General features: G+C 69.0%; 11 protein-coding genes. 9 read left to right on the plus strand and 2 right to left on the minus strand.

All coding sequences use genetic code 11. The features are described 5' to 3' along the window. The 4 genes from odhB to AC1DYD_RS40145 form a co-directional block, all read left to right on the plus strand. Window positions 1-971, plus strand: a 971-nt coding sequence (gene odhB, locus AC1DYD_RS40130) for a 2-oxoglutarate dehydrogenase complex dihydrolipoyllysine-residue succinyltransferase (protein WP_478178287.1), incomplete at its 5' end; no start/stop codon positions are given. Between the two features lie 168 nt (window positions 972-1,139). Further along, window positions 1,140-2,567, plus strand: coding sequence for a dihydrolipoyl dehydrogenase (gene lpdA, locus AC1DYD_RS40135; RefSeq protein WP_478178288.1), 1,428 nt, complete (start codon window positions 1,140-1,142; stop codon window positions 2,565-2,567). A 4-nt stretch (window positions 2,568-2,571) separates the two neighbouring features. Next, on the plus strand, window positions 2,572-3,672 hold the full coding sequence (gene zapE / locus AC1DYD_RS40140; RefSeq protein ID WP_478178289.1) for a cell division protein ZapE: 1,101 nt from the start codon (window positions 2,572-2,574) through the stop codon (window positions 3,670-3,672). Continuing rightward, a complete protein-coding gene (locus AC1DYD_RS40145; RefSeq protein WP_478178290.1) occupies window positions 3,669-4,328 on the plus strand; it encodes a hypothetical protein in 660 nt (219 codons plus the stop codon). Before zapE ends, AC1DYD_RS40145 begins: the two co-directional genes overlap by 4 nt. 24 nt (window positions 4,329-4,352) lie before the next feature. On the opposite strand, the gene AC1DYD_RS40150 is transcribed toward AC1DYD_RS40145, so the two are convergent. Further along, window positions 4,353-5,123 (minus strand): PP2C family protein-serine/threonine phosphatase, encoded by a 771-nt coding sequence (locus AC1DYD_RS40150; protein ID WP_478178291.1) that lies wholly within the window; start codon window positions 5,121-5,123, stop codon window positions 4,353-4,355. 124 nt (window positions 5,124-5,247) lie between these two features. Here AC1DYD_RS40150 and AC1DYD_RS40155 point away from each other — a divergent pair, with 124 nt between their 5' ends. Both AC1DYD_RS40155 and AC1DYD_RS40160 read left to right on the plus strand, forming a co-directional pair. Next, complete coding sequence (locus AC1DYD_RS40155) at window positions 5,248-5,451, plus strand: DUF465 domain-containing protein (RefSeq protein WP_478178297.1); 204 nt, start codon at window positions 5,248-5,250, stop codon at window positions 5,449-5,451. Next, on the plus strand, window positions 5,451-7,451 hold the full coding sequence (locus AC1DYD_RS40160; RefSeq protein ID WP_478178292.1) for an ATP-dependent DNA helicase: 2,001 nt from the start codon (window positions 5,451-5,453) through the stop codon (window positions 7,449-7,451). The genes AC1DYD_RS40155 and AC1DYD_RS40160 overlap by 1 nt, the downstream gene beginning before the upstream one ends. 21 nt (window positions 7,452-7,472) lie before the next feature. Here AC1DYD_RS40160 and AC1DYD_RS40165 read toward each other — a convergent pair whose 3' ends face one another. After that, window positions 7,473-8,282 carry an outer membrane protein assembly factor BamD gene (locus AC1DYD_RS40165; protein WP_478178293.1) on the minus strand — a complete coding sequence of 270 codons (810 nt, stop codon included), beginning with the start codon at window positions 8,280-8,282 and terminating at the stop codon, window positions 7,473-7,475. Between the two features lie 14 nt (window positions 8,283-8,296). Between AC1DYD_RS40165 and AC1DYD_RS40170 the strand changes: the two genes are divergently transcribed. The 3 genes from AC1DYD_RS40170 to AC1DYD_RS40180 form a co-directional block, all read left to right on the plus strand. Beyond that, window positions 8,297-9,322 (plus strand): RluA family pseudouridine synthase, encoded by a 1,026-nt coding sequence (locus tag AC1DYD_RS40170; RefSeq protein ID WP_478178294.1) that lies wholly within the window; start codon window positions 8,297-8,299, stop codon window positions 9,320-9,322. A 128-nt stretch (window positions 9,323-9,450) separates the two neighbouring features. Continuing rightward, on the plus strand, window positions 9,451-10,230 hold the full coding sequence (gene scpB / locus AC1DYD_RS40175; RefSeq protein ID WP_478178295.1) for an SMC-Scp complex subunit ScpB: 780 nt from the start codon (window positions 9,451-9,453) through the stop codon (window positions 10,228-10,230). Beyond that, a partial coding sequence (locus tag AC1DYD_RS40180; protein WP_478178296.1) for a pseudouridine synthase occupies window positions 10,227-11,888 on the plus strand: 1,662 nt, incomplete at its 3' end. The genes scpB and AC1DYD_RS40180, both read left to right, overlap by 4 nt.

Genomic DNA, 11,888 nt, shown 5'->3' on the forward strand with positions numbered 1-11,888 from the left:
CAGCACCGGCAGCCGCAGCCGCCGCAGCCGGCGGCTCGAAGTCCGACGTCGCGATGCCGGCCGCAGCCAAGCTGCTGGCCGACAACAAGCTGAGCACCGGCGACGTCGCCGGCACCGGCCGCGACGGCCGCGTGACCAAGGGCGACGTGCTCGGCGCCGTGGCTGCCGGTACCGCTGCCAAGGTGGCGCCGCCCGTGCCGGCGCCCACCGGCGCACCCAAGGCCGTGCTGCCGCAGGTTGCGGCGCCGACCGGCGCAGCGGACCTCGGCGACCGTCCGGAGGAGCGCGTGCCGATGAGCCGCCTGCGCGCGCGTATCGCCGAGCGCCTGCTGCAGTCGCAATCGACCAACGCCATCCTGACCACCTTCAACGAAGTCAACATGGCCCCGGTCATGGAGATGCGCAAGAAGTTCCAGGACGCGTTCACCAAGGAGCATGGCGTCAAGATCGGCTTCATGAGCTTCTTCGTGAAGGCTGCGGTGCATGCGCTCAAGAAGTACCCGGTGATCAACGCCTCGGTGGATGGCAACGACATCGTCTACCACGGTTACTTCGACATCGGCATCGCGGTCGGTTCGCCGCGCGGCCTGGTGGTGCCGATCCTGCGCAACGCCGACCAGATGAGCTTCGCCGACATCGAGAAGAAGATCGCCGAGTTCGGCCAGAAGGCCAAGGACGGCAAGCTCGGCATCGAGGAGATGACCGGCGGCACCTTCTCGATCTCCAACGGCGGCACTTTCGGCTCGATGCTGTCGACCCCGATCATCAACCCGCCGCAGTCGGCCATCCTCGGCGTGCACGCGACCAAGGACCGCGCGGTGGTCGAGAACGGCCAGATCGTGGTGCGCCCGATGAACTACCTCGCGATGAGCTACGACCACCGCATCATCGACGGCCGCGAAGCCGTGCTGGGCCTGGTCGCCATGAAGGAAGCGCTGGAAGATCCGTCGCGCCTCCTGTTTGACATCTGACCCACCCCCGTTTCTTGCTCACTTCGTGTAGCCGCCTCCCCCTCGAGGGGGCACCACCCGCGGCCCGGCAAAGCCGGTTCCGCGGTGGTTCCCGAACGGGCCTCGCTTCGCTTGCCGCGAACGAGGACGGACGCGGTAACGAACACGATCACCCACAGAAAGTTCCAAATGTCCAAACAGTTTGACGTCGTCGTGATCGGCGGCGGCCCTGGCGGCTACATCGCTGCCATCCGCGCGGCGCAGCTAGGCTTCAACGTGGCCTGCATCGACGAGTGGAAGAACGCCAAGGGCGGTCCGGCCCTCGGCGGCACCTGCACCAACATCGGCTGCATTCCCTCGAAGGCGCTGCTGCAGTCTTCGGAGCACTACGAACACGCCGGCCACGGCTTCGCCGACCACGGCATCAAGGTCGAAGGCCTGGGGCTCGACGTGGCGAAGATGCTGGCCCGCAAGGACACCGTCGTGAAGCAGAACAACGACGGCATCGTCTACCTGTTCAAGAAGAACAAGGTCGCGTTCTTCCACGGCCGCGGCTCGTTCGTGAAGGCGTCCGACGCCGGCTACGAGATCAAGGTCGCGGGCGCGGCCGAAGAGAGCATCACCGGCAAGCAGATCATCGTCGCCACCGGCTCCAACGCGCGTCCCTTGCCGGGTGCGCCCTTCGACGAGGAGAACATCCTCTCGAACGACGGCGCGCTGCGCATCCAGGCCGTGCCGAAGAAGCTGGCGCTTGTCGGCTCGGGCGTGATCGGCCTCGAGATGGGTTCGGTCTGGCGCCGGCTCGGCGCCGAAGTCACGGTGCTCGAAGCGCTGCCGACCTTCCTCGGCGCGGTCGACGAGCAGATCGCCAAGGAGGCGCTCAAGGCCTTCACCAAGCAGAACCTGAAGATCGAACTCGGCGTCCAGGTCGGCGAGGTCAAGTCGGGCAAGAAGGGCGTCAGCATCGCCTACACCGATGCCAAGGGCGGCGCCCAGTCGCTCGAAGTTGACAAGCTGATCGTCTCGATCGGCCGCGTGCCGAACACCACCGGCCTCAACGCCGAAGCGGTGGGCCTGAAGCTCGACGAGCGCGGCGCGATCGAAGTCGACGACGAGTGCCGCACCAGTCTGCCTGGCGTCTGGGCCATCGGCGACGTGGTGCGCGGTCCGATGCTCGCGCACAAGGCCGAGGAAGAAGGCGTGGCCGTGGCCGAGCGCATTGCCGGCCAGCACGGGCATGTCAACTTCAACACGATTCCCTGGGTGATCTACACCTCGCCGGAAATCGCCTGGGTCGGCCAGACGGAGCAGCAGCTCAAGGCCAGCGGCCGGGCCTACAAGGCGGGTACCTTCCCGTTCCTCGCGAACGGCCGTGCCCGTGCGCTCGGCGACACCACGGGCATGGTCAAGTTCCTGGCCGACGCGGCCACCGACGAGATCCTCGGCGTCCACATGGTCGGCCCGATGGTCAGCGAGCTGATCTCCGAAGCCGTGGTGGCGATGGAGTTCAAGGCCAGTGCCGAAGACATCGCACGCATCTGCCATGCGCACCCGTCGCTGTCGGAAGCCACCAAGGAAGCTGCGCTCGCCGTCGACAAGCGCACGCTGAACTTCTGAGTACGTGACGACCGTCAGGCAGGCGTACGACGCCGAACTGGTTGCGCGGGGTTACCAAAGCGACCCCGCGCAGCTGCGCGCCGTGGAGGCCCTCGACCGCTGCGCGCGCGAGTGGGGCGAGTACAAGGCGCAGCGCTCCAACGCCCTCAAGAAGCTGATCAACCGGCCGGAGATCCCGCGCGGGGTCTACATGTACGGCGGCGTCGGGCGCGGCAAGAGCTTCCTGATGGATTGCTTCTACAACGCGGTGCCGCTGCGGCGCAAGACGCGGCTGCACTTCCACGAGTTCATGCGCGAGGTGCATCGCGAGCTGGCCGATTTGCAAGGCACTGTCAATCCGCTGGACGAACTGGGCCTGCGGATCTCCAAGCGCTACAAGCTGATCTGCTTCGACGAGTTCCATGTCGCCGACATTACCGATGCGATGATCCTGCATCGCCTGCTGGCGGCCTTGTTCGACAACGGCGTGGGCTTCGTCACCACGTCGAATTTCAAGCCCGACGATCTTTATCCGGGCGGCCTGCACCGCGACCGCATCCTGCCGGCGATCGCGCTCCTGAACGAGCGGCTCGAGGTGCTGAGCGTCGACTACGGCACCGACTACCGGCGCCGCACGATGGAGCAGGTGCGGCTCTACCTGACGCCCAATGGCGCGGCGGCCGACAAAGAAATGCGCAAGACCTTCGAGCGCATTGCCGAGAGCGCCGACGAGAACCCGGTGCTGCACATCGAATCGCGCGAGATTCACGCGCTGCGCAAGGCCGGCGGCGTGGTCTGGTTCGATTTCAAGACCTTGTGCGGTGGTCCGCGCTCGCAGAACGACTACCTCGAGATCGCGACCCAGTTCCACACCGTGCTGCTGTCCGACGTGCCGTACATGCCGGTCCGGATGGCCTCTGAAGCACGTCGTTTCACCTGGCTGGTCGACGTGTTCTACGATCGGCGCGTGAAGCTGGTCATGTCCGCCGAAGTGCCGCCCGAGGCGTTGTACACCGAGGGTCCGTTGGCTCATGAGTTCCCGCGCACGGTGTCGCGCCTCAACGAGATGCAGTCGACCGAGTTCCTGGCGCTCGAGCGCCGTACCGTCGACACCCGCCTGACATGAAGAACATCGTCCTTGCCCTGCTGATCTGTCTTTCCGCGGCGCCGCTGTGGGCGCAGTCGGGCGCGACCACGGGCGGGGCCGACCTCGACGCCGAGCGGGCACGGCTGGCCGAGGAGCGCAAGGCGATCAGCGCGCGCTATGACGCCGAGCGGGCCGCCTGCTACAAGAAGTTCGCGGTCGAGGGTTGCCTGGAGGAGAGCCGGCACCGCCGCCGGCTGGCGACCGACGATGTCAAGCGCCAGGAAGCGGCGATCAACGAATTCGAGCGCAAGCGCCGCGGCGCCGCGGCCCTCGACAAGCTCGAGGAGAAGGGCGGCAGCGCGCACACCAAGGATGCCGACGCCCAGCGCGAGCAGTCGCGCAAGTCGCAGCAGGAGCGGGAGCAGCGCGCCGCCGACCATGCGGCCGGGCGCGCCCAGGCCGCCTCCGAGGCGGCCGACAAGCAGCGCCAGTTCGACGACAAGCAGCGCGCCCATGCAGAGGAGCAGGCGAAGGCGGCGCGTCGGCGCGCCGAGGCCCCGGCGGCACGCCAGGCCTACGAGGAAAAACAGCAGAGGGCCGAGAAGCAGCGCGCCGATAGCGAAGGGCGCAAGGCCAACAACACCAAGCCGCGCTCGGCGCCCTTGCCCGACCCCGTGCGCCCCGCCGCACCCTGAGCGCTGCGCGGCTCGAGGCGTCTCTCACTCCTGCGCCGGGAGCTCATCCAGCTTCACGACGACGATCGAGATGTTGTCGCCGCCGCCGTGGGCGCGTCGCCGGGCCTCGGCGACCAGCAGCTCGACGGCTTCGCGCGGCGGCTTCTCGGCCAGCAGTTCGCCCATCTCGATCGGGCTGAAGTAGTGCCACAGTCCGTCGCTGCAGGCCATCATCACGTCGCCGGCCTTCAGCCGGGGGATCAGGTGGACATCGACCGGCGGCGGCGTCGACTTCATGCCGAGGCAGCCGAGCAGGATGTTGCCCTGGGGATGGACGCTGGCCTCGTCTTCGTCGATCTCGCCGCGATCGACCAGCACCTGGACGTAGGAATGGTCCTTGGTGCGCTTGACCAGCCGGCCTTCGTGGAAGTGATAGATGCGCGAGTCGCCGGCGTGGATCCAGGCGCAGTCGCCCTCCGGGTTCATCAGGAAGGCGGCCAGCGTGCTGTGCGGCTCCTGCTCGCTGGACACCGCCGTGAGCTTGATCACCGTGTGCGCGTCCTCCAGCAACTGGCGCAGCAAGGCGACCGGTTCGTCGCGCCCGGGCTTGTAGCGGGTGAACAACTGCTGGGCGGTCAGCAACACCTGGTCGGAGGCCTTGCGTCCGCCGCTGCGCCCGCCCATGCCGTCGGCCACGACCGCCAGCACGCAGCCGGGCACGCGAGGATGGGTGATGACCAGGACCTGGTCCTGCTGGTAGGGGCGGTCCCCCTTGTGGAGGCCGGTGGCGGCGGCGAGTCGAAAGCCTCGGGTCATGTGGCGCGGTTGCGCCGATGGCGCGGTCTTTGATGTCAAGCTGCAAACGGGACGAAGACGTATTATCGAGCGAACACAAGCCGCAGCCGGATGGTCGCGGCATCGCTTTTCGTATTGCGCCCCCTTGGACTCCAATCTTCACTCATTTTCCCGCCAGCTGATCGAACTGCGGATCGAGCACGCCGACCTCGATGCGACGATCGACCGGCTCGGCGATGTCCTGCCGCAGGACGAACTGCTGCTGCGCCGACTGAAGAAGAGGCGGCTGTCGCTGCGCGACCAGATTGCGCGGCTGGTCGACCTGCTCGACCCGCAAGAGCCTGCCTGATGCCGCTCGAACAAGAGGTGCGCGAGGTCTTCGCGCCGGGCGGGGTGCTCTCGCATGCCGCCGACCAGTTCCGGGAGCGCGAGGGGCAGACCCAGATGGCGCTGGCGGTGGCACGCACCATCGAGCAGGGCGGCCAGCTGGTGGTCGAGGCCGGCACCGGCGTCGGCAAGACCTTCTCCTACCTGGTGCCGGCGCTGCTGAGCGGCGAGCGGGTGCTGCTGTCGACCGCCACCAAGACGCTGCAGGACCAGCTGTTCGGCCGCGACCTGCCGCGGCTGGTCGAGGCGCTGGGCCTGCCGGTGCGCACGGCGCTGCTGAAGGGCCGTGCCAGCTATCTCTGCCTGCATCGGCTCGACCTGGCTCGCCACGACGCCTCGCTGCCCGAGCGCGGCTCGCTGCGCACGCTGGCCAAGATCGAGCAATGGTCCAAGGCCACGCGCACCGGCGACCTGGCCGAACTGCCGGGGCTGGACGAGCGCTCGCCGCTGATCCCGCTGGTCACTTCCACGCGCGAGAACTGCCTCGGGGCCCAATGCCCGCAGTTCAAGCCCTGCCACGTCAACCTGGCGCGGCGCGAGGCCATGGCGGCCGACGTGGTGGTGATCAACCACCATCTTTTCTTTGCCGATCTCGCGGTGCGCGAGTCGGGCATGGCCGAATTGCTGCCGACCGTGCGCGTGGTGGTGTTCGACGAGGCGCATCAGCTCAACGAGACCGGCGTGCAGTTCCTCGGGGTCCAGCTCGGCACGGGCCAAGCGCTGGATTTCGCTCGCGACCTGCTGGCGGCCGGTCTGCAGCAGGCGCGCGGCCTGGTCGACTGGCAGCAACTGGTGGCGGCGGTCGAGCGCGGCGCCCGCGAGCTGCGCCTGGTGGTCGGCAAGCAGTGGCCGGGTGCCAAGCTGCGTTGGGTGGGCGATGCGCCCGAGGGCCTCCCCGGCCCGGCCTGGCAGCAAGCGCTCGACGCCTTGCAGGAGGCCTTCGCGGACGCTGCGCGCGGGCTCGACACGGTCAGCGAGCTGTCGCCTGATTTCGTCCGCCTGCAAGACCGCGCACAGCAGCTGGCGCAGCGTGCCGAGCGCTTCGCCGAGCCCTGCGCGTCCGGCTCGGTGCGCTGGGTCGATGTCGGCACGCAGCTGCGGCTGGTCGAGTCGCCGCTCGACATCGCCGAGGCGGTGCGCAGCCGGGTGCTCAAGTCGGCTGCCGCGGAGCCCGGGGAAGAGGGTCGCGCCTGGGTGTTCACCTCGGCGACGCTGGGCGACGACCCGAAGCTGCGCTGGTTCACCGAGCCCTGCGGCCTGGAAGACGCCGAGGTGCTGCGGGTGCAGAGTCCCTTCGACTATGCGCGCCAGGCCGCGCTCTACGTGCCGCGGGCCTTTCCGAAGCCCAACGACCCGGCGCACAGCCAGCAGGTGGCCTTGCTGGCCGCGCGCGGGGCCGGCGCGCTGGGCGGCCGGACGCTGGTGCTGACGACCACGCTGCGCGCGCTGCGCGCCATCGGGGACGCCATGAAGGCGCAGTTCGAGCAGCTCGAGGCCGCCACGCGTCCCGAGGTGCTGGTCCAGGGCGAATTGCCAAAGCGGGTACTGATGGACCGGTTTCGCGAAGGCGCCGGCGAGGGGCGTGCCGGTTGCGTGCTGGTGGCATCGGCCTCGTTCTGGGAGGGCTTCGATGCCCCGGGCGATGCGCTGCAGCTGGTGGTGATCGACAAGCTGCCGTTCCCGCCGCCGAACGATCCGCTGGTCGAGGCGCGCTCGCAGCGGCTCGAATCCCAGGGCCGGAGCGCTTTCGGCGAGTATTCACTGCCGGAGGCTGCGGTGTCGCTCAAGCAGGGCGCCGGCCGCCTGATCCGGCGTGAGTCCGATCGGGGCGTGCTGGTGATCTGCGACACGCGACTCGTCGCGATGGGTTACGGAAAGCGCCTGCTGGCGGCACTGCCCCCGATGCGCAGGATCGAGGGCCCGGCCGAGCTGGACGCCGAGATCGCCGCGCTCAAAGGGTGAGGCCCCCTCGCCCGTTCACTCTCACCAGAGCTTCCACCACGGGTCGTCCTTGCCCCGGAAGCCGCGCGTGAGGTACTCGCTCTGCGGGTAGTTCTTGGTCAGCACGCGCTGGGCGTCGTCGCGCAGGTCGTTCATGCCGAGCTTGTCGTAGGACATGTACATGATGTACAGCGCCTCTTCGAGCGCGGGCACTTCGCGGTAGTCGGCCAGCGCCAGCTGGGCACGGTTGATGGCCGCCAGGTAGGCGCCGCGGGTGTAGTAGTAGCGCGCCACGTGCACTTCGTACTGCGCCAGCGAGTTGACGATGTAGTTCATGCGCAGCCGCGCATCGGGCGTATAGCGCGACTCGGGGAAGCGGGTGACCAGCTCCTTGAACGACTCGAACGACTCCTTGGCGGCCTTCTGGTCGCGTTCGGACAGGTCCTGGCGCGTCATCCAGGCGAACATGCCGAGGTCGTCGTTGAAGTTGATCACGCCCTTCAGGTAGAGCGCGTAGTCGATCGCCGGGCTGGCCGGGTGCAGCTTCATGAAGCGATCGAGCGTGGCGACGGCCGGTACCTTGTCGCCCGCCTTCCATTGGGCGTAGGCCTTGTCGAGCTGGGCCTGCTGCGCCAGCGGCGTGCCGGCGGCACGGCCCTCGAGCTTCTCGAACAGCGGCACGGCCTTGTCGTAGGCCCCCGAGCTCGATTCGTCCTTGGCCTCCGAATAGATGCGGTTCGGGCTCCAGTTCGCGGTCTTGTCGGCATCGGTCGTCGAGCAGCCGGCCACCAGCCAGGCTGCGGCGCACAGGGCCAGCCAGCCGGGGACGACCGATAATTTGGCGCGAAACATCAAATAAGGCTTTCGTGAAACAGTTGCCCTCGATTATATCGACCGCCCCCCTGGCGGACACGCCGGAGGCGGCCGAGCACGACGAGGGCGCGGAGCTCTCCGCCGCCAGCGAAGTTCGCGCCTTCCAGTTCGGCCCGGCCGAGCACGGCCAGCGGCTGGACCGCGCGCTGGCGGCGCTGGTGCCCGAGTTCTCGCGCAGCTACCTGCAACAGCTCATCGACGCCGGGATGGTCGAGATCCAGGGCCGCGTGCTGACCAAGACCTCGGCCACCGTGCATGCCGGCGAGGCCGGGCGGATCGAGCTGAGGCCGACACCGCAGAGCCAGGCCTTCAAGGCCGAGCCGATGGCCCTCAGCGTGCTGTACGAGGACGATCACCTGCGCATCATCGACAAGCCGGTCGGCCTGGTGGTACATCCGGCCCCCGGCCACTGGAGCGGCACGCTGCTCAACGGCCTGCTGGCGCTCGATCCGCGGGCGGCGCTGCTGCCGCGCGCCGGCATCGTGCACCGGCTCGACCGCGACACCAGCGGGCTGATGGTGGTCGCGCGCAGCCGCCAGGCGATGGACGCCCTGGTGGCCCTGATCGCCGCGCGGGACGTCAAGCGGCAGTACCTGGCGCTCGCCCACCGCGGCTGGCAGGGCGCCCGCGCGCGCCATGTCGATGCCCCGATCGGTCGCGACCCGCGCAATCGACTGCGCATGGCGGTGGTCGACCTCGAGCGCCATGCGGGCAAACCGGCCCGGACGCTGGTCGAGGCGCTCGACAGCAACGAACAGGGCTGCACGGTGCGCTGCACGCTCGAAACCGGCCGCACCCACCAGATCCGGGTGCACATGGCATCGATCGGGCATCCGCTGGTCGGCGACACGCTCTACGGCGGGGCGGCGGCGGCTGGCCTGACGCGGCAGGCGCTGCATGCCTTCAGGCTGGGTTTCGCGCATCCTGTCACGAACGAAGCGATGGAGTTCCGTTCGCCGCCGCCTCCGGACTTGCTTCAGGGTTTCTCCGAATGGGGGCTGGATTACAATCGCGCCTGACGGTCCCGAGGGCCGCGCCGGCCGCCTGATGCCGGCTTTGCGTTGCTTTTCGCCGCGTGCCGGCAACGCCTTCTTCCATCCTTCTGAACAAGCGTCCTCGAGGCGCCTTTTCCTGGATAACGCGAACCATGAATACGGCGGATGCCAAGCGCATTCTCGAAACCGCCTTGATCTGTTCGACCCAGCCGTTGCCGGTGCGCGAACTGCGCGTGCTGTTCGACGACGAACTGGGCGCCGACACGATCAAGTCCCTCTTGCTCGAGCTGCAGGAAGACTGGTCGCAGCGCGGCCTGGAGCTCGTGAGCGTGGGCAGTGGCTGGCGCTTCCAGAGCCGGCCGGAGCTGCGCGACCACCTCGACCGGCTGCACCCCGAGAAGCCGCCGCGCTACACCCGCGCGGTGCTCGAGACGCTGGCCATCATTGCCTATCGGCAACCGGTCACGCGCGGCGACATGGAAGACATCCGAGGCGTCACGATCAACTCGCTGATCCTGAAGCAGCTCGAGGACCGCAACTGGGTCGAGGTGATCGGCCATCGCGAAACCGTCGGCCGGCCCGCGCTCTATGCGACGACGCGCCAGTTTCTCGACGACCTGGGCCTGGCGTCGCTGGACCAGCTGCCGCTGATCGAGTCGCCGGCGCAGCAGGGGGCCCTGATCGACGCGCTTGGCCAGGCTGCGGGCGAGGATCAGCCGGCGCTGCCGATGGACGAATTGCCGGTCGACGAAATGCCGGTCGACCCATTGCCGGCCGAAGGTCCGTCGACCGGCGATCTGCTGACCGAGCCTGAAGCCGAAGCCTTCGAAGCGCCCGAACCCGCCGCCCCCCCGTTCTCCTTGCCCGTCGGCGCCGAAGTTGCGCCCGACGAGGCCGACACCACCGCTGTCCCTTCCGGAACCCGACCATGAGCCCCATTGATCCCGATGATGCAGCCGCGCTGCCGGCCGACGCCGTTTCCGAAGCGCCTGCGAGCGAGACGCCCGCAGAGGCCGTGGCAGGCGCTGCCGCCCCGCGCAAGCGCCGCCCCCGCAAGCCGAAGGCGGTCGTGCCGGAAGCCGTGGCCGCTGAAGAGCCATCGGCCGAGGCTGTTGGCCCGGCGGTCGAACCGGCGGCCGTCGTCGAGCCGGTCGCCGAGGCCATCGCGGTGCCGCCGGCGCAGCCGGTCGAGGCGCGCGTTGCCGAGGCCGCGGCACGGGACGACGACGAAGATGAGGATGAAGATGAGGAAGAGCCGGACGAGGAAGAGGATGACCTCGATCGCGCCCGCCGTGCCGCCGAGCGCGAGCAGCGCAACGCACCGCCGCCCGAGCCGATCCGCTTTGCTGACGTCATCTCCGGCCAGTTCGATGCCGACGAGGAGAGCCCCGAGGTGCCGCCGCTCAAGCGCGTGCTGCTGCCCGAGGCCGATTCGCCCAAGCTCCACAAGGTGCTGGCCCAGGCCGGCCTGGGCTCGCGGCTCGAGATGGAGCAGCTGATCCTGCAGGGACGCATCTCCGTCAACAACGAGCCGGCCCACATCGGCCAGCGCATCCAGTACGGCGACCAGGTCAAGATCAACGGCAAGCCGATCCGCTACCGTATCGCGCCGCCGCCGGCGCGCGTGATCGCCTATCACAAGCCGGTCGGCGAAGTCGTGACGCACGACGATCCGCAGAACCGCCCGACCGTGTTCCGCAAGCTGCCGCGACTGCAGCAAGGCAAGTGGCAGTCGGTCGGCCGGCTCGACTTGAACACCGAGGGTCTGCTGCTGTTCACGAGCTCGGGCGAACTGGCCAACCAGCTGATGCATCCGCGTTTCGGCCTCGAGCGCGAGTACGCGGTGCGCGTGCTCGGCGCGCTGAGCGCCGAGGAGAAGAAGCGCCTGCTCGAAGGCGTGCGGCTGGACGACGGCATGGCCCAGTTCGGCACCATCGAGGAGGGCGGCGGCGAAGGCTCCAACTGCTGGTACCGCGTCACCATTTCCGAAGGCCGCAACCGCGAGGTGCGCCGCCTGTTCGAATCGGTCGGCCACGCGGTCAGCCGGTTGATCCGCATCCGCTACGGCGCCATGGTGCTGCCGCGCGGGCTCAAGCGCGGCGCCTGGATGGAGCTCGACGAGCGTGACATCCAGGCCCTGTTCCAGGCCGCTGGCGGCGCTGGCGAACGGGCGCCCCGGCACGGCGCGGGCCCCAAGGGCCAAGGGCCCGGGCAGGACGGCGGTGGCCGCAACCGGAATCGCAACAAGCGCCGCGGCAATCGCAACGGCGGTGCGGCCGGCGCGCAGGGCGAAGGGCGCGAGTCGATCCCGAATCCGCTGGCCCACGGCCCGGGTGCGCGCTCCGAGCGCGGCGGCGGCAAGGGTCCGTCCCAGGGGCGCCGCAATGGCCGCGGCGACCGGCAAGGGCAGGGACCCGGCGCGCCGCAACAGGGTCGCAACCGCCAGGGCGAGGACCGGGCGCCCGGCGGCGCCAACCAGCCCGATCCGATGAAGACCTCGCTCGGCTACATCGGCACCGACAGCTTCTCGCGCCAGCGCAAGGAGCAGCGCCAGGGGCCGCGTCGTGGCGGCCCCGGCGGCGGCGGTGGC

The organism is Variovorax sp. P4_B11, from assembly GCF_056402355.1.

What these genes read in the sequence shown, in the direction of transcription:
- lpdA (WP_478178288.1), top strand. Translation starts at nt 1,140, where the DNA reads ATGTCCAAACAGTTTGACGTCGTCGTGATCGGCGGCGGCCCTGGCGGC.
- AC1DYD_RS40145 (WP_478178290.1), top strand. Translation starts at nt 3,669, where the DNA reads ATGAAGAACATCGTCCTTGCCCTGCTGATCTGTCTTTCCGCGGCGCCG.
- AC1DYD_RS40150 (WP_478178291.1), bottom strand. Translation starts at nt 5,123, where the DNA reads ATGACCCGAGGCTTTCGACTCGCCGCCGCCACCGGCCTCCACAAGGGG.
- AC1DYD_RS40160 (WP_478178292.1), top strand. Translation starts at nt 5,451, where the DNA reads ATGCCGCTCGAACAAGAGGTGCGCGAGGTCTTCGCGCCGGGCGGGGTG.
- AC1DYD_RS40165 (WP_478178293.1), bottom strand. Translation starts at nt 8,282, where the DNA reads ATGTTTCGCGCCAAATTATCGGTCGTCCCCGGCTGGCTGGCCCTGTGC.
- scpB (WP_478178295.1), top strand. Translation starts at nt 9,451, where the DNA reads ATGAATACGGCGGATGCCAAGCGCATTCTCGAAACCGCCTTGATCTGT.